Below are 19,239 nucleotides of genomic sequence, written 5' to 3'. Positions count from 1 at the left end.
GAGGACCGGGGTCCGGGCAGCGCCCGGCGGGTGGGGGACTCCGCCCCGCAGGGCCCACGGCCCCTCAAGCGGAGCTCCGCTTGCGCGGCGTCACCGCCTTCTTCGCGGCGGCGGCCCGAGCCGGCTTGGCCTCCGCGGCCTTGGCCGAGGCCGTCTTCTTCGCACCCGCCGCAGCGGCCTTCTTCTTCGCGGCAGCGCCGGCCGTCGACTTCTTCGCACTGCCGGTACCGGTACCGGCACCGGCAGCACCACCCGCCGCCGACGCAGTCGACTTCTTGCCACCCACCGCCTTCGGCGCAGCCGCCCCCGCCGCGGCCTTCTTCCGCCGAATCGGCGTGACCTCCGCCCCAGCCCCCTCGCCCTCCGCCGCAGCCGGACCCGCCGCCCCCGCCCGAGACGCCTTCGCCACCCGAACACTGTTCTCCAACGCGGCCATCAGATCGATGACCTGCCCACCCGCCCCCTCCACCGGCGGCCCCGCCGCCACCACCGGTTCACCGCCACCCGCCTTCGCTGCGACCATCGCCTCCACCGCCTCGCGGTAGTCGTCGCGCAGCGAGTCCATCTCCACCTCCCCCAACGTCGCCATCAGCGCGTCCGCCAGGTCCAGCTCGGCCTCCCGCACGGACACCGTCCCCTCGGGCGCCACCCCTTCCGGAACCCGGATCTCGTCCGGCCACAGCAGCCCGTGCATCGCGATCACGTCGTCGACGACCCGCAGCATGCCCAGCCGCTCCCGCCCCCGCAGCGCGTACTTCGCGATCGCGACCTTCCGGCTCCGCTTCAGCGCCTCCCGCAGCAGCGTGTACGGCTTGGCCGCCGTAGCCCCGCTCGCCGCGAGATAGTAAGCCGCGTCCATCTGCAACGGATCGATCTGATCAGCGGGCACAAACGAAACGATCTCAATGGTCTTCGCGGTGGCGATCGGCAGCTGCGCCAGATCCTCGTCCGTGATCGGAATGATCGACCCGTCCGCCTCCTCGTACCCCTTGCCGATCTCGGCGGTCGACACCTCCTCACCGTCCAGCTCGCAGACCTTGCGGTAGCGGACCCGCCCTCCATCGCTGACATGGATCTGGCGGAAGGAGATCGAGTGGCTCTCCGTGGCGTTCACGAGCTTGATCGGAATGCTGACCAAGCCGAAGGAGATCGCCCCGTTCCATATGGATCGCACGGTTCCTCCTGATTCGTGGCAGTCTCATCGTATGACGCCGATCACCCTGGTGGAGGGCCGTCGCATTTCGCTCAGCAACCTCGACAAGGTCCTCTACCCGGAGACCGGTTTCACCAAGGGCGAGGTCCTCCACTACTACGCCACGGTCGCGGGCCCCCTGCTCGCCCACATCCACGACCGCCCGGTGTCCTTCCTGCGCTATCCCGACGGCCCGGACGGACAGCTGTTCTTCACGAAGAACCCGCCACCCGGTACCCCCGCCTGGGTGAAGACCACTCCGGTGCCCCGCTCGGAGGAGCTCCGGGCCGAACAGGTGGTCGTCGCCGACCTGCCCACCCTGATGTGGGCCGCCAACCTCGTCGTCGAGTTCCACACCCCCCAGTGGCCGGCCGGCGCCCCCGCCCTCGCCGACCGCCTGATCCTCGACCTCGACCCCGGTCCCCCCGCCACCGTCGTCGAATGCTCCGCCGCCGCCCTCTGGCTCCGGGAGCGCCTCACCGCCGACGGCCTCCACGCCTACGCCAAAACCTCCGGCTCCAAGGGCCTCCATCTGGCGGTGCCCCTCGAACCGACCCCCTCCGAGCACGTGTCGGCGTACGCCAAGGCCCTCGCCCAGGAGGCCGAGCGCGAGCTCCCCCACCTCGTCGTGCACCGGATGACCAAGGCGCTGCGCCCCGGGAAGGTCTTCGTCGACCACAGCCAGAACGCCGCCGCCAAGACCACGGCGGCCCCCTACACCCTGCGCGCCCGCGCCCTGCCCACCGTCTCCGCCCCCGTCTCCTGGGCGGAGGTCGAGTCCTGCCGCACCCCCTCCGACCTGGTCTTCCTCGCCGACGACATCGCCCCCCGGCTGGCCCGCGAAGGCGATCTCTTCGCCCCGCTCCTCGACCCCGCCCAAGCGGGACGGCTCCCGTGATCACCGTCGCGCTCGCCGTGGCCGTACGCTCACTGCCGCGCGCGCCGGGTCTCGCGTACGAGCCCAAGTTCGACGGCCACCGCCTCGTCGTCATCCGCACCGACCGCGCTGTCGACGGGGTCGTCCTCCAGGCCCGCTCCGGCCGCATCGTCACCGCCGCCTTCCCCGACCTGGCCGCCGCCGCGCACCACCTGCCCGCCGGGACGGTGCTCGACGGGGAGGTGGTGATCTGGCACGCCGGCCGCACCGAGTTCGCGCTCGTACAGCGCCGCGCGGCCGCCGCCTCGGCCGCGCGGGCCGCCGTGCTGGCCCAGACGCTGCCGGCCTCGTACGCGGCCTTCGACGTACTGGAACTCGCCGGGCTGGACCTGCGCGCCCGTCCGTACGAGCGCCGGCGCGCCCTCCTCGTGGACCTGCTTCTGCCCCTGGGCCCGCCGCTCCAGCCGGTCCCCATGACCACGGACCCGGAGCTGGCGGAGACCTGGTACGAAACCCTGCCCGCCAGCGGTATCGAGGGCCTGGTCGTCAAACGGATGGACCAGTCCTACCCGGCCGGCCGGCGCGGCTGGCAAAAGCTCCGCCACACCAACGTCCGCGACGCGGCCGTGGTCGGCTACACGGGCACCGCCCGCCGCCCGCTCGCCCTCGTCCTGGTCCTGCCGGTCGGCGACGAGACCCCGCTGGTGTCGAGCCCCCTGACGGCGGCGCTGCGCACCGAGGTGGCGGCGGCGCTGGCCGGTCACGCCTCGCGCACCCCGCACAGCTCACGCACCTCGCAGGGCGCCACCGCCACCGCCACCATCACGGCGATCGGCCTCGGCGAGGTCCCCTTCCACTCCCTGGACCCGCCCCTGACGGCCGAGGTCCGCCACACCTCGACCCGCCACCCGCCACCGGAGGTCCTGCGCCTGCGCACAGACCTGTGACCCGCGGCGAAGGGCCGCGGGCCACGGTCAACGGGTCGGTTCGGACGGTCGGACGGTCTCAGGCGGTTCGTTCCGCCCCTCAGGCGGGCTTGGCGCCGCCCAGGGGCGGCAGGGTCGGCGGCTGCTTCCGTGCCGGCCGCGGGTTGGGGTGCTCGTACCCGGATTCCCGTTCGGCCCGCGCATCGTCCTGATGGCTGTGGGTCCGGGAGCCGAAGTTCCCGTACCCCTGCATCTCGTGCGGGCGCAGTCCGCTCTCGGGGAATTCGACGTACTCCCGCTCCTCGGAGACCTCGTGCACCGCGCCGCCGTCGGGCAGGTGCGGCTGGCTCTCGGGAGTGGGGGGTGCGGGTTCCTGTGCCCGGACCCGCTTGCCCAGCATGAAACCGCCGAGCAGGAAGCCGACCACGAGGAGCCCGACGACGAGGAACCACGCGATGTTGGTCAGAGTTCTGTCCACCGCGAGGAAGATCAGAGTCGTGTCCATACAACCCATTTTCCCGCATCGGCGACCATTTCACCCGATCGCGCCCCCGACCCGCCTTCTCACCCCTTGAGCGGCCCGTCCGCGTCCCGCACCCCACGCACTTCCCTGCCCCCGAGCACCGCCAGGATCTCCGCGCAGATGGCCAGCGCCGTCTCCGCCGGAGTCTGCCCGCCCAGGTCCAGGCCGATCGGCCCGTGCACCGTCCGCAGCCGCTCCTCGCTCACCCCGGCCGCGAGCAGCCCCTCGCGGCGCCGCGCGGTGGTCTTGCGGGAGCCGAGCGCGCCGACGTACGGAATCCCGAGCGCGAGCGCGGTGCGCAGCGTCGGCACGTCGAAGTCCGGATCATGGCTCAGCATCGCCAGACAGGCGGCGTCCCGCCGCACGTCGAGCACCTTCTCGGCCTCGGCCACAGACCCGACGACACTCACGTCCCACCCGAGCAGCCGGGCCTGAGCCTCGATGACCTCGGCCAGCTCCCCGCCCCCGCCGATCACCACGTACGGAGCCGACGGATAGGCCTCCACGAGCACCAGCCCGGACCCCGCGTACAGCGCGTCCCGCCCCGGCCGCCTGGTCCTCAGCAACTCCCCGGCCCGCCGCTCGGCGTCCCCGGACGGCTGATCGGCCCCCCGCACCACGACACTGACGGCCTGATCCGCCCGCTCGTTCAACTGGGTCACGAGCGCGACCCCGACCCCCTGCCCGAGCAGCTCCCACCACTCACCGGGAATCGCACGGAGCGGCTGCAACAGCACCTCGGCCTGCCCACCACACGTCAGCTTGGCCTCAACAGCCTCCCCGGCGCCCACGGAAACCTCACACACCCGCGCGGTCTCCCCGCCCCCCATGGAGGCGGCCTCCGCCACCAGCTCGGCATCGAACACCCCCCGGTACAGGGCCCCGACGCACTCCCCGCGCGCATCCACGAGCACGGCCCCGGCCGGATCCCGCGGACCGAACCCCTGCTCGGTCACGGGCCGTGCCAAAAACCCGACCCGCCCCTCGGCCACCCACTGCCGCGCCGTCTCCACCAAGTCACGCATCTCGCGCCGCCCCATCCTCACCGTCAGAGCACGCCACAAAGCCCCGGACCAGCAACCCAAGTGGCCTCCCCACCAACCTACGCACGCCCACCCCCACCCCCCACCCCCCAAAACCCACAGACCCACCCCCACATCCTTCGTACGGACCACCGGAACGCTCGGCGTTCGACCGGTCAGCTGGGCGAGGGCTCCGGGGTCAGCGACTCCTCACCGATCCGGCTCCCGGACCGGTAGACGGTGACGACCCCGTCGTGGATCTCGTAGCGGTAGGGGTCGTTGCGCGCCGTGTAGCCGGCGGCGGTCTTCTCGGCGCGCATGGCGATCCCCGGCTCGCGCTGGTCGCTGAACTCACCGAAGTAGTAGAGCTTTCCGCCCGTGGTCCGGCACAGGGTGATCTGCTTGTTCTTCGTGCGGAACGCGCCGTCCAAGGTCGCCCCTGCGCCGTCGGGGATGGACTTGGCGATCCGGCTCGGGCAGGTACCGGCACTGCTCGTGGGGGTGTCGGAGGAGGGTGCGGCTCCGTCGCCGCCTTCGAAGCCGAGCAGGGTCGAGCAGCCCTGGCTGAGGGCGTACAGGGCGATCGGGACGACGATCAGCGCGAGGCAGCCCTTGCCGCCACCGCCGCTCTTCCCGGCGGGCGCGACCCATCCGGCGGGAGGCATCCAGGGCCCGGGGTCCGGCGCGGGGGGTGCGGGCGGAACGTAGGGCGGGGGCGGCGCCGAGGGGTGTGCCCCGGACGGGACGTAGCCGACGGTGCTCGGCGGCGGGAAGAACGCCTCGCCGCGCGGCGGGGTCGGGTGCGCCGTGGACGGCCGGGCGCGGGTGGAGCCGGGGCGGGAGCCGGCTGCGGTGCTACGACCTCCGGCCGTGCTCTTCGCCCCCGTGCCGGTACGGGGGCCGGGGCGTCCGGAAGCTCCCGCCGACCGGGCCGACCCCGCCGACCCCGCCGACCCCGCCGACGGGGGAGTACGGGCACTCGTACCGGTGGCCGGGCGGGCGCCGGGCACCTTCGGTGCGGCCTTCTTCGCCGTGGCCTTCGGCGCGCTGCTCTCGGCTTCCGTCCTCTTGGTGTCGGTCCTCTTCGGCGCCGCCTTCTTCGCCGAGGCCTTCTTCGCCGAAGCCTTCCAGCCGGTACCGCAGGCGATGCACGCGAGATCGGTGGGGTCGTTGCCCGTGCTGCACTCGGCACACGTCCACCGCCCGGGGGCCGCGCCGCTACGACGGGTTCCGCAGATGGTGCAGCTCTTCTTCTCCGGCCCGTTGAACGCGTCGCAGTCGCGGCACCGCCAGTTCGCCTCGGTCACTCGGGGTTCCTTTCACGTCCCACGTGCGGACCGGCACTCACACCGCCGACCCGGCTGCCATCCGGTCGAGGACCTCCGCGTACAGCGTCTCGCTGATGCCGGAGGCGGGTGAGACGAGCCACTCCGGGTCGTCGGGCGCGATCCGTACGAGGGCTGCGTCGTCATGGTCGTGCCCGGCCCCGGCCCCGGCCCCGGGGCCGGGTTCAGGCGGAGCGGTCTCGGGGATGGAGTGAGTGCGGCGCAGCAGTTCCGCGAACTCCTGCGCCTCGATGCGGCGTTCAGCGGGAACGGCCAGACGGATGATGATCAGCCCGTCGCCTTCCCCGTCCTGCTGGCGGAAGCGCAGGATCAGCTGATGCGTGCCGTCCTGATCGCGCAGGCTGACGGACTCGCAGTTCCTCGCGAACGCCCTGAACGTGCCCCAGGTCCACCCGAAGGTGAGCGATGCCGGCTCGTCAGAGGAGTCCTTCGGCGTCTCGTCGAGATAGAAGTGGGGCCAGCACAGCAGCCGTGTCACAGGCTGTTCGCGATCGTCTCGATGATCTCGTCCATCTCGAACTCCTCCAGCCCGTCGCCGGCCTTCGACGCGAAATGCAGTGTCAGGTCCCACTCCTCCGCGATCGGGTCCGACCACGGAGCCTGATCGGGAGCGAAGAGCACGAGTCGCTTGGCCGACTGCTCCATCACGGACGTCTGGCTGCGGGCGTACCCCCACTGCTCGAACAGGTCGTCCAGCGACCGGGGGATCACCGCCGGGTACGTCGCAGCGGTCACACCGACGGTGCCGAGCGGGTGGGCCGGGGCGTCCGTGAACATGACCACCACGTGGCGGCGACGGTCCAGGCCCGTCTCCCAGGGGGAGTTGATGGCCAGGGCCAGGGCTTCCAGGCCCGACTCGGGGATGTCTCCGCCGCCGGTGGCGTCGATCGACTGCACGAACTTCTCGAACTCCCGGGCCTGGTCGGGCAGGCGGAGGAACGGGGTCTGCTCAATGGCATCGGACGGATCGTCCCCGAAGTCACGGAAGGCGATGACCTTGAGCCGGAGCTGGCTGATCGCCTTGCCCTTCTTGCCCATCACCTCGTCCAGCCGGTCGTGGAACTGCAAGGCGCTCGACTAAAGAGCGACGCCGGCTGCGGCAACGGCTGTGATCGGATCCACGTCTTCCCCCGGTCCTACGCGTGTGCCGGGTGTCCTCTGACCGGTCACACGGGCGGGCAACAACATTAAGAGCAGCGGAAGTTCCTGAACCCCCTCCTTGAAAGGATGGCCGAAACCCGGCCCGCGCCGAAAGCGCACCAAGGGCTGCACGCAAGGCTCAGACCGCCCGACACGCCTCCTCCGCCCATGAAAAAATGGGCGTGAAACGTATGACCGCTCCGAACGCGAACATGACAGGGCCCACACCCGCCTCCCCGCCCATCGGCCCGGCAGCGGCGCAGCCGTTCGGCCGACGTGAGTACGACGCCCCGGTACGGGACATCCGCAAGACCTCGTCCGCGCCCGGCGGTAGGCCGGGGATGCGCGCGGCGTCCACCACCGGGTCGGCGCCAGGTCGCTCAGGGACGCCGGGACGGCTCCGCCGCGGCGGTGAAGTGGGCGGCGATCCGGAGCAGTTCCCGGGCCTCGTCCTGCGGGGTCCTGAGATCCGGGTGCCGGACGGAGTCGGCGTATGCGGCGGGGACGGCCGGCCGCCGTCCGCCGTGGCGTGCGGCGAGGGCGGCGTGCAGCTGGTCGGCGGTGATCGCGGCGGCCAGTTCGCCGTCGCGCAGGCCGAGGCCGCGGTGCCGGGTGCCGGAAGCCTCGCGGACGGCGGGTTCCAGATGGACGGCCAGCGCCCACTGGCCGTCCCGGATCTCCACGCAGCGCCGGTACAGCTGCCAGCTGACGTCCCAGACAGGCAGGTTGACGCGGGTGGGGCGGCGGCCCGGCTGGAGGGCGATCGCGGGCATGGAGCGGTGCATCACCTCCCACAGCGGCCCCAGCGTCCGGTACTGCTGCTGTGCGCGCAGCCAGCGCCGTACGCCCGGAACCAGATGCACGCCGAGCGCGGGGACCAGGAATCCGGTGAGGACCAGGAGGGTGCCGCCGTCGGCGCAGGCCCAGGCGAGATGTTCCACGGCCGGCGGGATGCGGGCGTCGCCGCGCACGGCGGCCAGCAGCGCGGTCAGCCGGATCGCGCAGTAGCCGAGGGTGAGCAGGGCGCCGGCTCCGGCGATCCGCAGGCCGCGCGCCACCCACACCTCGTCGGTGCGGCGGGCGGCCCGCAGGCAGCCGACGGCGAGGAGCGCCTGGCCGGCGCCGTACGCCGAGATGTACAGCCCCAGATATGCCTGGTAGACGCCGACGCCGAGATGGCGGGCCGTGAACGTCTGGGGGGTGGTCGGCCCCGTCGCCGGGAGGAGTGCGAAGAGCAGCACCAGGCCCGCGATCACGGCCGCGCCCGCCAGCAGGGAGGTCCGGGCCGCCCGGCGGGCCGCGTCCGGCGCCAGGATCCAGCAGGCGAGCACGACCGGCTGAAGGGAAATCTGGGCGATCACGCAGACGAACGAGGCGAGGAGGGCGATGGAATGACTGTCCGTCACCTCGCCGAGATGGATCCAGGTGGGTTCCAGGGACACCAGGAAGGACAGCGCGCAGAAGCCGTACACCCCGGCGAGCGCGGTCAGCGCGGTGTCACGGCGGTGCCTGCGGGCCGGCCGCAGCAGGAGAAGGAACCCCGCCACGGCCAGCGTCAGACAGAGGGGATGGAGTAGCTGCTGCATGGTGCGGGCCGGTCACCGCCACCCGCGGAGCAGCGTCCGGGCAGCCCGGTCCTGGCGGGCGGTCCGCCGTCGCGCCGGCCGGTGCAGCAGGTACTGGAGGTGGGTGCCGATCAGTTCGGCCTCCCGCTCCTCCTCGTGCACGTAGTCGGTGCGGCCGAGCATCACCCGGACCTTCGCCGGGTCCAGGTGCGGGACGAGCCGGTCCAGCGGGTCGGCCGTCGACTGTTGTTGCTGCGCGGCACCGGCGCCCGTGCCCGTACCCGTGCCCGTACCCGTGCCCGTACCGGCGCCCGTACCAGCGCCCGCGCCCGGGTCCGTGGCGAGGCCGCGGGTGAGGCCGTGGCCTCGGATGATGTGCGCGATCTCGTGGGCGATGATGTGGTCCTGGTGCACCCGGCTGGTGTTCTCGTGCACGAAGATGTAGTCGATGCCGGCCGCTGTGCGGATCCACATGCCGCAGATGCCCTGGAAGCTGTCGGCGGGCGCGGGCGCCAGACGGATGGGATGGCCGGAAATTCTCTGGATGGCCGGGATCAGTTCCCGGACATCGGCGGCCGGTGGAAGGTCGAGCTCCTTCACGAAGCGGCGGCTGAGGCGCCGTGCTCTTCGGTCCGACTCCGTTGCGGCGGCTCGGAATTCCGGCTTGACGTGCGGCTTAGAGAACATCGGCAGTGGTCACCTGGCCGTTGTTCGTGATGGATGGATCAGCCCCGTTGCTTGCCATACGTTCCATCGCAGCATGGCGACCCGATAGACGTATAGGAGATTTCAGGACACTCTCGGCCCGCTGTCGGCGTCGCCGAGGCCTTCCAGCTCGCGGACCCGCTCGATCATCTCGGTGATCGACTTCAGGCTCTTCTCGGACAGCCCGGCCGTCCGCAGCGCCACGTGCTGCACCTTCGCGTCGCGCAGTGCGGCGAGCAGGCCCAGTTCCGCGTCGACGGCGTCGGTGACCCGGTCGTCGAAGAAGTAGGCGGGCGGCACCCCGAAGAACTGGGCCAGCCCTTCCAGATGGCGCAAAGTCGGATTGTCGCGCTGCCCCTTGCGCAGCAGCCAGATGTAGCTGCCCGAGATCGGGATCCGCTCCGCCGTGATGGCCCGCGCCACTTCCTCGACGCTGTACGGGCCCCGGCCGGCGGGGGCCGTGTGGGCGAAGAGGTGTTCCAGCTTCTCGGCCAGTGACTTCGGGGTTGCCGACGGCCCCGTCGGGTCCGCCTGACCCGACCGGTCCGCCTGATCTGCCTGATCGGCCATGACGTACCTCCCTCTCCGGCGCGCACCCTATCACCACACTGGTGTGTGAGATTCACAATCTCGCAATCAATACCAGTTGACGGCTTGATCAAGTCGCGCCTAGAGTCGCGCCATCGACTGGTGTTTCGATGAAACCGATAAGGATCGAACCTCAGTTGACACCGATGTGGGTCGTTCTCACCCACCCCCACCGAAAGGGAATGTCATGGCCAAGATCGCGGCCTTTATGAACCAGCAGGACATGGGCCCCATCGCGGAGAGCAAGCTCTCCGTCGACGGCACGCCCGTCATGGCCACCCCGGCCGTCATCGCCGTTCCGGCCTCCGTGAAGATCACGGCCGGAATCGTCGCCTTCACCATTCCGGTCGGTGCGTACGTCACCGGCCGCGTCGTCAACTGATTCCGGATTCCGGCCGTCGCGCCGGATGACACCAGAAAACAGGGAGGGGTACAGATGAACAGCATCACCGAGAGCGTCCGCGTCATCGCGGGCGCGACGCTGTCGCAGGACTCGGGCGAGCGGACCACCAGAATGATGCCGGTGGCCTTCACCCCGGCCGTCCTGGTCGCCACGCCGTACGCCGCGGGCGGGCTGGCGGCCGGTGCCGCGGCGGTCGGCGCCTACGAGGCCGGCCGGGTCGCCGCCAAGGGCTGATCCCCGCCGGATCGGCGGAGTATTCGCCATCGCTCCACAAGCGGGAACAAGGGCTGTCCGGCCGCGCTGGAATCGCGGCCGGACAGCCCGTCCATGCTAACCGAACGCCAATCGAAGCCATTTGCCGAGCCGAGAGGTAGGCGCGTTTTGCGGTACATAAGGAAACTAGCCTCGGCGGTTTTCTCGCCCGTTCCGGTTTCCCGGGACCGGGCCCTGGGGATTTCGGAGCGGCTGTCCGCCCTCACCACGCTCTCCTCCTCCCTGGAATACCTGAACCAGCGGAAACACCTGGAGCCCGGCGGGCTCAATGACTGGGACATCATGAAGAAGTCCCCGGAGTCCACCAACCCGGTCATCCGGAAAATCAGCAATGCCGTCGCGCACCACGAGGTCACCCTCGCACTGCACGCCGCCCGCGCGGCCGTCGGTGTCGGCATGCTGCTGCCGGGCAACAGTCGTTGGCGCGGCGCCGGCAGCCTCTTCCTCGGCGGCACCACCTGCCTGCTGGCCGCCCGCCACCGTTACGGCACCGACGGCTCCGACCAGGTCGCCACCCTCGTCCAGGGCGCCACCGGCCTCGCCCGGCTCTCCCGCAACACCCAGACCCAGGACGCCCTCCTCTGGTACGTGGCCCTGCAGGCCAACCTCTCGTACGCGGCCTCCGGCTGGGTCAAGCTCCTCGGCGAACGCTGGCGCGACGCCTCCGCGCTCCCCGGAGTCATGCGGACCCGGACCTACGGCTCCGAGAAGATCTACGAGCTGACCCAGCGCCACCCGAAGACCTCCAAGTACGTCCAGCACGGCGTGCTCGCCCTGGAATGCCTCTTCCCCCTGGTCCACCTCGCGGGCGGCCGGCTCACCCGGCCCGTCCTGGCCTCCGCCGCGAGCTTCCACGTCGCCAACGGGTTCATCATGGGCCTCGGCCGCTTCATGACGGCCTTCCCCTCCATGCACCCGATGGTCGCCTACACCACCACCCCCGCCTCCCACCCCGCCGTTGCCGGCCGCGACGACCGGGCCGTGAAGGCCGCCGGACTGCTGCTGGCCGCCGGGGTCGCGGCGAGCGCGGCGCTGGCCGCGCAGCGCCGCTCCACCGTCCTGGAGGGCTGGCCCACCTCCCGCAGGTTCGTCACCCGCCACGGCAACGAACTGCTCTACGAGACCGGCGGCGACACCGGCGACACCTTCGGCACCGGCGACGCCTTCGGCCCCGGCCACAGCGACGAGCCCGTCCTCGTCTTCGCCGCCGGACTGGCCTCCACCTCCGAGCACTTCGCCTGGATCACCGAGCGCTTCGTCAACGAGACCGACCACCCGGTGGTCTCCTACGCGCGGGCCGGCTACGGCGGCAGCCTCCGCCGCACCACCGCCCCGTACGAACTGGCCGAGTCCGTGGACGACCTGGAGGACCTGGTCCGCGGGGTCCTGCCGGCCGGTCGCAAGGTGGTCCTGGTCGGCCACTCCCTCGGCGGCGAGATCATCCGCCGGGCCGCCGACCGGCTGTCGGACCGGCTGGCCGGCCTGGTCTACCTGGACCCCGCCCACCCCGCCGAACTCCAGCGCTCGCAACGGCAGAGCGAGGGCTCCAAGGCCCTCAGCGAGACCATCGCGCAGGCATCCCGATACCTCCGCCTGGGTAGCGGAATCCTGATGAGCCGACCCGAATGGCTGGACCGGCTGCCCAAGGAATACCGGCAGCGGGTGTTCGCCCAGTACACCGACGCCCGGCTGTGGACCGCCGGCAAACGCGAATGGGAAGCCGTCGAGAAGGACTTCCGCGCCTTCGACGGCACCATCGCGCCGCTGCCCGTCCCCGGCCTGATCATCGCGGCGCAGCAGACCGTCGACCAAGACCCCGAGCAGCTGCTCCTCTACAACGAGCTGTCCTACGCCCACCCCGGCCACGGCGAGACCGGCGGCATCGAGGTGGTCGAGGGCTCCGACCACGACTCCCTGCTCACCAACGCCGCCCACGCCCACCGCGCCGCCGACCTGATCGCCGCCTTCCTCGCCGAGGTCCCGGCCGCCCGTGTCCCGGCCGACGCCGGGAAGGGCGAGCCGCAGGACCAGCCGCAGGACGCGGCCCGTACGGAAGGAACCGCCCGATGAACCCCGGCACCCTGCTGAAGTCGGCCTTCACCGGCGAGGGCGCCTGGGCCCGGGTGCTCGGCGCCGGAATGCTGGTGGCCACCGTCGCCGCACAGCACCCGCACCCGGCCTTCGACCGGCCCCGCACCAGGGACGTGTACTCGCTCGTCCCCAACTGGAAGTTCTTCGCCCCGAACCCGGCGGTCCACGACTTCCACTACGTGTACCGGACCCTCGACCCGGCTGGTGTGACCGGCGACTGGCAGGAGATCGAGATGATCGAACCGCGCCGGCTGCACCAGGCGTTCTGGTTCGCCTCGCGCCGCCCCGAAAAGGCCGTCTTCGACATCTGCACCGCCGTGCTCCAGCTCGCCGCCAAGGGCGGCGCCGGCGCCGCCCAGACCAACTCGGCGTACCAGGTGCTGCTCGGCTTCATCCGGCACACCATCCGTGAACGGCACCCCGAAGGCACCGTCCAGGGCTTCCAGTTCTCCGTGGTCCGCGCCTCCGGCCACGACACCACCGAGGATCCGGAACCCCTGTTCCTCTCCCCGTACACCCCCCTGGACCGGCCGGCGAAGGCCGGCCACCCGACCGCGGTCTGACCCCCCGTCCGACCCCACCGTCCGACCCACCGACAGAGAGGTGCCCACCCATGGCCGGCGCAGTCGAGGACATCGGCTACGGAACGCAGTTCGCGTCCTGGTACCACCGCATATTCCCCACGGACGCGAGCGTGGCAGCCGTCGCCGACACCCTCGCCGCCCTCCACCCCGACCCCGGGTCCGGCACCCTCGAACTCGGCGTGGGCACCGGCCGGATCGCCCTCCCGCTGGCCGAGCGCACCGGCCCGGTCACCGGGGTGGACTCCTCCCCGGAGATGCTCGACCTGCTGGCCCGGACCCCCGGCCCCGGCCCCGGCAGCAACCGTGCCGAAGTCACCGGAATCCACGGAGACATCCGCACCTACACCGACGACCGCCGGTACGGCCTCGTCTACGCCGTGTGCGGAGTCCTGTCGATGCTGCTGACCCCCCAGGACCAGCAGGCCATGTTCCGCCGGGCGGCCGACCTGCTCACCCCCGGCGGCCGGCTGGTCGTCGAGACGGGCAACCGGCCGGCCGTGGAAGCCCTCCACGAGGGCCGGTCACGCATCACCCTCTTCACCCCGTACTCCGAGCCGGGTACCGGACTGCAGACCCACTCCACCCTGCCCCCCGGATCCGACCTCTGGCAGTGCTCCCACATCTGGTACGAATCCGACGGAAGCACCCGGGTCGGCACCGAACTGTCCCGGCCGATCACCCCCGATGAAGCGGACGCCCAGGCTCTGGCCGTCGGACTGGTCCCGGAGGGCCGCTACAGCGGCTGGGACCTGTCCCCGTACGACGAGCGGTTCCCGCTCTTCCTCACCACCTATCTGAAAGGGGCCTGAGATGAGCACCCAGCGGGCCGTCTGGTTCGTCACCGCCCTCGCCGTGGCGGTACCCGTCATGGCCGTGATGTTCCGCGAGGACGGCCGTTTCACCAGCCAGTCCTGGACCAAGGGGCTGATCTTCGGCACCGCCGTCGCGATCGTCGCCGCCATCGCCGCGGGCCGGGCCCGGCAGTGAACACCGCGGCGATCGCGGCCCGGCACCGTACGCTCCTGGGCACCGGCATCCTGCTGGGCGTGGCCGGCACGGCCGCCACCCTGCTCCAGCCCCTGCTCATCGGCGACCTGATCGAGGCCGTCGCCCTGGATCGCTCGCCGGTCTGGCCGATCGTCCTCATCGCGAGCCTGTTCGTGGCCGACGCGGCCCTGGCCGCCGGGCACTTCTACCTGATCGGGCGGGCCGGCGAGAACATGGTTCTCGACATGCGGACCACCCTCACCGGCCGGCTGCTGCACTCCCGGCTGGGAGCCTTCCACCGGCTCGAACACGGCGACGTGTTCACCCGTACCGTCGCCGACACCTCGGTGGCCCGGATCGCGCTGTCCTCCTCGCTGTCCCAGATCATCACCTCGGCCCTCACCACCATCGGCTGCATCGCGGTGATGGCCTGGATCGACTGGCAGATGCTCCTGGTCACCGCCGGCTGCCTCGGCGTCGCCTCCGCCGTCGCCCTCGGCCTGGCCCGCGCGGTCCGGGCCGCCGCCGTCACCAACCGGGAGGACACCAGCGACTTCGGCTCCGGTCTGCTGCGCGTCCTGGGCGCCCTGACCACGGTGAAGGCATCCCGCGCCGAAGCCCGCGAAGCCGAACACATCGGCGAACTGGCCGACGCCGCCCGCCGCAGCGGCATCCGGGTGACCCGGCTGACGGCCCTGCTGATGCCCTCGATGAACGTGGGCACCCAGGTCTCCCTGGCCGTGGTCATCGCCTGGGGCATGGCCCGCACCGCCACCGGAGAACTCCCCATCGAAGACCTCACGGCCTTCATCATGTACCTGTTCTACCTGGTCAGCCCGCTGGTCATGCTCTTCATGTCGCTGGGCGAACTCCAGCAGGGCCGCGCCGCGGTGGACCGCGTCCGGGAACTGGCTGCCATAGAGCAGGAGCAGGCCTCGGCGCAGGAGCAGGCCTCGGCACGGGGACAGGTCTCGGCACAGGAACGGGGATCGGTGCCGGGGTCCCAGCCGGGACCGGAGCCGGGACAGCGCCCGGAAGCGGCCGGAGCCATCGAATTCAGGGAGGTGTCGTTCCGGCACCACGGGGCGGCCGCCCCCACCCTCGACGGCATCTCCTTCACCCTCCCCCCGACCGGCGTCACCGCGGTCGTCGGCCCCTCCGGAGCCGGCAAGACCACCCTCTTCCAGCTGATCGAACGCTTCCACGCCCCCGACCGGGGCAGCATCCACCTCGGCGGCACCGACACCGCGGCCCTCCCCCTGGACGAACTCCGCGCCAGGATCGGCCTGGTGGAACAGGAGTCCCCGCTGATGCGCGGCACCGTACGGGAGAACCTCACCTACGCCCGCCCCGATGCCACCGAGGCCGAGATGGCCGAGGCGATACGCGCCGCCCACCTCGACCAGGTCGTCGAAGCCCTCCCGCAGGGCCTGGACACCCCCCTCGGCGAAGGCGGCACCGGACTGTCCGGCGGCCAGCGCCAGCGCCTGGCGATCGCCCGCGCCCTGCTCACCCGCCCCGACCTGCTCCTCCTCGACGAGGCCACCGCCCACCTGGACGCCGACGCCGAAGCCGCCCTCCGGCAGACCATCGCCGAGGTCGGCACCCGCTGCCACGTCCTCACCATCGCGCACCGGCTCTCCGCCACCATCGACGCGGACCGCATCCTGGTGGTCGAGGACGGCCGCCTCCGCGCCCGCGGCTCACACACCGATCTGATGGACCGGGATCCCACCTACCGCCGCCTCACCACCCGCCAACTGGCCCCCGCAGCCGAAGGGCCGGCCCGTTGAGCCGCCACCCCGACGCGGCCGTCGTCGGCACCGGCCCCAACGGCCTGGCGGCCGCCGTCACCCTGGCCCGCGCCGGCCTGCGCGTGGTCCTGTACGAACAGGCCGACACCATCGGCGGCGGCCTGCGGACCCGGTCCCTGTTCGACAGCGACATCCGCCACGACACCTGCTCAGCCGTCCACCCGATGGCCGCCGCCTCCCCCTTCTTCACCGCCTTCGACCTCCCCTCCAGAGGCGTCCGGCTGCTCCAGCCCGAGATCCCGTACGCCCACCCGCTGGCCGGCGGCCGCTCCGTCGCCGCCTGGCGGAGCATCACCCGGACCGCCGAACAGCTCGGCCCGGACGGCCCCCGCTGGGCCCGGCTGATGGGCCCCTTGGTGGAACGCTCCGCCGCGGTCGTCGAACTCCTCCTCTCCGATCTCCGCCATCCGCCCCGCGACCCCGTGGCGGCGGTCCGCCTGGCCACCCGGGTCCTCACCCACGCCCTCCCGCGCAGCCCCTTCACCACCCCGGAGGCCCGCGCCCTCCTCGCCGGCGTGGCCGCGCACGCCGTCGGACCGCTGCCCTCACTCGCCTCCGCCGCCGTCGCCATGCTGCTCGGCCACACCGCGCACAGCACCGGCTGGCCCCTCCCCGAAGGCGGCAGCGACCGCATCGCCCACGCCCTCGCGGAGGACATCACCGCGCACGGCGGCGAGTTCGTCACCGGCCACCGCGTCCGCGACCTCGCCGAACTGACCGGCATCCCGCTGGTCCTCCTGGACGTGGGCCCCACCGAGTTCCTCCGCCTGGCCGGCGACCGGCTCCCCGCCCGCTACCGGCGCGCCCTCACCCGCTACCGGTACGGGCCGGGCGCCGCGAAGGCCGACTTCCTGGTGTCCGGCCCCATCCCCTGGGCGGACCCCCTGACCGGCCGGGCCGGCACCGTACACCTGGGCGGCAGCGCCGAGGCCGTCACCCGCCAGGAACGGGAGGTGGCGGCCGGCCGGCCCGGCTCCGCCCCCTTCACCCTCGTCGTGGACCCCGCGGTCACCGATCCGGGACGCGCCCGCGGCGACCGCCGCCCGGTCTGGGCGTACGCCCACGTACCCAACGGCGACACCCGCGACCCGGTCGACCTGATCCGCCGCCGCATCGAGGAGTACGCCCCGGGCTTCACCGACACCGTCCTGGCGTCCCGCGGCCGGGCCGCCGCGGACTGGGAGGCGTACAACCCGAACTACGTGGGCGGCGACATCGCCGCCGGGGCCCTCACCCTCAAACAGTCCCTGGCCCGCCCCACCCTCCAGGCCGACCCCTACCGCACCCCGCTCCCCGGGGTCTACCTCTGCTCGGCGGCCACCCCGCCCGGCCCCTCGGTGCACGGCATGTGCGGCCACCTCGCCGCCCGGACAGCCCTCCGCCGCCACCACGGCCTGCGCACCGCCCCGCCCCTCTCCCCCCAGAGGCCCACCCCATGACCCTTAGCCCCACCTTCCATACGACCCTCCGTACGACCCTCTGGAAGCGCCACGGCCTCCTCTTCGCCGCCGGCACGCTCTGCGTCCTCGCCAACACCGACGGCCTGAGCCCCCTGTGGTTCACCGGCCTGTTCCTCCTCGCCGTCGGCGGCACCATGCGCTGGACCCTGACCCGCCGCCAGCGCCCGACCGGCGACCACCCCCCGGTCCCGATGCGCATCCCCGTCGAAGGCCCCTGGACCGCACACAACAGCCCCGCCGACAAGGTCCCCAGCCACACCCACAGCCACGCCCAGACCTACGCCATCGACCTGATCCACCACCCCGCCGGGGGCCCCGAGGCGCCCCCGTTCACCAACCTCTGGCCGCTGGCCCGCCGCCCCGAGCACTACCCGACCTTCGGCCGGCCGGTCCTGGCCCCCGCCGACGGGGTGGTCGTCGCCACCGCGCACCGCATGCGCGACCACTGGACCCGCTCCTCGCTCCCGTCCTTCGCGTACCTCTACCTCGAAGGCTTCGTCCGCAGCCTCGGCTGGCCCTGCCACCTCTGGGGCAACTACATCCTTCTGGACACCGGCGACAACGTCGTCGCCGGCTTCGCCCACCTCCGCCGCGGCTCCCTGCGCGTACGCCCCGGAGACCACGTCCGAGCCGGCCAGCACCTGGCGGACTGCGGCAACTCCGGAAACTCCTCCGAACCCCACCTCCACTTCCAGCTCATGACCACCCCCGACCCCACCACCGCCCAAGGCATCCCCTTCACTTGGCACTACCACCCGGTCACCGAACCCCCCCGAACCGGCATCCCCTCCAACACCACCCTCTTCACGGGGTGACATTCGCCCTGCCCGGACCGATGACCGCGACCTCCCGGACAAGCCGGCCAACGCGTTGCACGAGCCCGGCAAGGCCTGCGGAAAGGGCTGCCGCCGCAGCGGAGACGGCGGCTCACCGAAAGCGGCGGACCCTCGCCAACGCCATGCACCACGCCGCGGATCTAGGCGAGTTCCCGGAACCCCCGCTGCCCGCCGTGCGGTGGCAGAGCCCACGGTTGCCAATGACGCAAACAAGCAGGCGCGTCGGGCGCCGCTTCCGCAGCCGCACAGAGCCGCAGTCGGCTGCACAAACGCGAAGACCCCGTCTCAGCAAACTCGCTGATGGCGGGGTCTTTGGGCACTCCTTACGAAGTGCCCCCGGCAGGATTCGAACCTGCGCACACGGCTCCGGAGGCCCCGTGCGTCTCACACGTTCCAGCAGGTCAGAAGCCTATCGAGGTCCTGCAGAGTCCCAGCGGTCCACGAATAGGCCGCGCAGGCTCACTTCTTCCTCCGCAGCTTCCGCATCTTCGCTTCAGCTTCCTTCTTCTTGCGCTGCGCGACACCGTAAGAGGTCCAAGCCCCCTGGTGCTTCGAGCACTGCCCGCTTCCGATGATCGCCTTGTTCCGACAACGGCGACCATCCTGCGTCGCCGAACCGCACAGCGGCTGCGTCATCTCGCCCCCTCCATCGGCCCTCGCCAGCACCACGACGATGGCGCAGGCAGTGGGACATGGAGAGAGCGCACAGAGGGTCGATCGAAGCTCAGGGGCGCACGCCCGCCCGCAAGACGGGACACCATGAGCTTGGGAATCACCGATCTTGCCTGCGCGATCCCGCCCCTGACCTGTGCAAATGGGTGCGAGGGAGAACCCGCGGGCCGACCCTGTCACCCGCTGTTTACCGCTGCTCCCTGCCCTACCTGGCACGGTACAGCCGGGGTCTGGT

The 19,239-nt window shown here is 71.8% G+C and carries 21 protein-coding genes; 11 read left to right on the top strand and 10 right to left on the bottom strand.

Going from position 1 to position 19,239, the window contains the following annotated elements; genetic code table 11:
* Positions 1-64: 64 nt before the first annotated feature.
* Positions 65-1,174, bottom strand: coding sequence for a non-homologous end joining protein Ku (gene ku, locus OHA37_RS12100; RefSeq protein WP_266904499.1), 1,110 nt, complete (start codon positions 1,172-1,174; stop codon positions 65-67).
* 31 nt (positions 1,175-1,205) lie between these two features.
* Here ku and ligD point away from each other — a divergent pair, with 31 nt between their 5' ends.
* The gene (gene ligD / locus OHA37_RS12095; protein ID WP_266904497.1) at positions 1,206-2,090 is read left to right on the top strand and encodes a non-homologous end-joining DNA ligase; all 885 of its coding nucleotides are present in this window, start codon (positions 1,206-1,208) and stop codon (positions 2,088-2,090) included.
* Positions 2,090-3,016, top strand: coding sequence for an ATP-dependent DNA ligase (locus tag OHA37_RS12090; protein WP_266912709.1), 927 nt, complete (start codon positions 2,090-2,092; stop codon positions 3,014-3,016). Before ligD ends, OHA37_RS12090 begins: the two co-directional genes overlap by 1 nt.
* 79 nt (positions 3,017-3,095) lie before the next feature.
* Here the strand turns inward: OHA37_RS12090 and OHA37_RS12085 are convergent, their stop codons facing one another.
* The 8 genes from OHA37_RS12085 to OHA37_RS12050 all read right to left on the bottom strand — a co-directional run bounded on the left by OHA37_RS12085 (position 3,096) and on the right by OHA37_RS12050 (position 9,866).
* Positions 3,096-3,500 carry a DUF6479 family protein gene (locus tag OHA37_RS12085; protein WP_266904495.1) on the bottom strand — a complete coding sequence of 135 codons (405 nt, stop codon included), beginning with the start codon at positions 3,498-3,500 and terminating at the stop codon, positions 3,096-3,098.
* 59 nt (positions 3,501-3,559) lie between these two features.
* Positions 3,560-4,543 carry an XdhC family protein gene (locus OHA37_RS12080; protein WP_266904494.1) on the bottom strand — a complete coding sequence of 328 codons (984 nt, stop codon included), beginning with the start codon at positions 4,541-4,543 and terminating at the stop codon, positions 3,560-3,562.
* 173 nt (positions 4,544-4,716) lie between these two features.
* Positions 4,717-5,847 carry a zinc finger Ran-binding domain-containing protein gene (locus tag OHA37_RS12075; RefSeq protein WP_266904492.1) on the bottom strand — a complete coding sequence of 377 codons (1,131 nt, stop codon included), beginning with the start codon at positions 5,845-5,847 and terminating at the stop codon, positions 4,717-4,719.
* Between the two features lie 37 nt (positions 5,848-5,884).
* Positions 5,885-6,364 (bottom strand): hypothetical protein, encoded by a 480-nt coding sequence (locus OHA37_RS12070; protein WP_266904490.1) that lies wholly within the window; start codon positions 6,362-6,364, stop codon positions 5,885-5,887.
* Positions 6,361-6,954: a VWA domain-containing protein gene (locus OHA37_RS12065; RefSeq protein ID WP_266904488.1), complete on the bottom strand. Its 594-nt coding sequence runs from the start codon at positions 6,952-6,954 to the stop codon at positions 6,361-6,363. Before OHA37_RS12065 ends, OHA37_RS12070 begins: the two co-directional genes overlap by 4 nt.
* Before the next feature lie 452 nt (positions 6,955-7,406).
* Positions 7,407-8,612 (bottom strand): MAB_1171c family putative transporter, encoded by a 1,206-nt coding sequence (locus tag OHA37_RS12060; protein WP_266904486.1) that lies wholly within the window; start codon positions 8,610-8,612, stop codon positions 7,407-7,409.
* A 12-nt stretch (positions 8,613-8,624) separates the two neighbouring features.
* Positions 8,625-9,191 (bottom strand): hypothetical protein, encoded by a 567-nt coding sequence (locus OHA37_RS12055; protein WP_266904484.1) that lies wholly within the window; start codon positions 9,189-9,191, stop codon positions 8,625-8,627.
* Positions 9,192-9,380: 189 nt separating this feature from the next.
* Complete coding sequence (locus OHA37_RS12050; protein ID WP_266904482.1) at positions 9,381-9,866, bottom strand: helix-turn-helix domain-containing protein; 486 nt, start codon at positions 9,864-9,866, stop codon at positions 9,381-9,383.
* Between the two features lie 205 nt (positions 9,867-10,071).
* On the opposite strand from OHA37_RS12050, the gene OHA37_RS12045 reads away from it, so the two are divergent.
* The 9 genes from OHA37_RS12045 to OHA37_RS12005 all read left to right on the top strand — a co-directional run bounded on the left by OHA37_RS12045 (position 10,072) and on the right by OHA37_RS12005 (position 18,311).
* Positions 10,072-10,266, top strand: a complete 195-nt coding sequence (locus tag OHA37_RS12045; protein WP_266904480.1) for a hypothetical protein — start codon at positions 10,072-10,074, stop codon at positions 10,264-10,266.
* Positions 10,267-10,320: 54 nt separating this feature from the next.
* A complete protein-coding gene (locus tag OHA37_RS12040; RefSeq protein ID WP_266904478.1) occupies positions 10,321-10,521 on the top strand; it encodes a hypothetical protein in 201 nt (66 codons plus the stop codon).
* 321 nt (positions 10,522-10,842) lie between these two features.
* Entirely contained in the window at positions 10,843-12,630 is a 1,788-nt protein-coding gene (locus OHA37_RS12035; protein WP_266904476.1) for an alpha/beta fold hydrolase, read from the top strand.
* Entirely contained in the window at positions 12,627-13,214 is a 588-nt protein-coding gene (locus OHA37_RS12030; protein ID WP_266904474.1) for a hypothetical protein, read from the top strand. The genes OHA37_RS12035 and OHA37_RS12030 overlap by 4 nt, the downstream gene beginning before the upstream one ends.
* Positions 13,215-13,264: 50 nt before the next feature.
* Positions 13,265-14,044, top strand: coding sequence for a class I SAM-dependent DNA methyltransferase (locus OHA37_RS12025; RefSeq protein ID WP_266904472.1), 780 nt, complete (start codon positions 13,265-13,267; stop codon positions 14,042-14,044).
* Between the two features lies 1 nt (position 14,045).
* Positions 14,046-14,222: a hypothetical protein gene (locus OHA37_RS12020; protein WP_266904470.1), complete on the top strand. Its 177-nt coding sequence runs from the start codon at positions 14,046-14,048 to the stop codon at positions 14,220-14,222.
* Positions 14,219-16,015, top strand: coding sequence for an ABC transporter ATP-binding protein (locus OHA37_RS12015; protein WP_266904468.1), 1,797 nt, complete (start codon positions 14,219-14,221; stop codon positions 16,013-16,015). The genes OHA37_RS12020 and OHA37_RS12015 overlap by 4 nt, the downstream gene beginning before the upstream one ends.
* Positions 16,012-17,475, top strand: a complete 1,464-nt coding sequence (locus tag OHA37_RS12010; protein WP_266904466.1) for a phytoene desaturase family protein — start codon at positions 16,012-16,014, stop codon at positions 17,473-17,475. The genes OHA37_RS12015 and OHA37_RS12010 overlap by 4 nt, the downstream gene beginning before the upstream one ends.
* Positions 17,472-18,311: a M23 family metallopeptidase gene (locus OHA37_RS12005; RefSeq protein ID WP_266904464.1), complete on the top strand. Its 840-nt coding sequence runs from the start codon at positions 17,472-17,474 to the stop codon at positions 18,309-18,311. Before OHA37_RS12010 ends, OHA37_RS12005 begins: the two co-directional genes overlap by 4 nt.
* A gap of 480 nt (positions 18,312-18,791) precedes the next feature.
* Here the strand turns inward: OHA37_RS12005 and OHA37_RS12000 are convergent, their stop codons facing one another.
* A complete protein-coding gene (locus tag OHA37_RS12000) occupies positions 18,792-18,968 on the bottom strand; it encodes a hypothetical protein (protein ID WP_266904462.1) in 177 nt (58 codons plus the stop codon).
* Positions 18,969-19,239 lie beyond the last annotated feature (271 nt).

Source organism: Streptomyces sp. NBC_00335 (assembly GCF_036127095.1).
Classification (GTDB): domain Bacteria; phylum Actinomycetota; class Actinomycetes; order Streptomycetales; family Streptomycetaceae; genus Streptomyces.
Note: the sequence above shows the minus strand (reverse complement) of the source record. Positions and strands in the feature narration are given on the sequence as shown.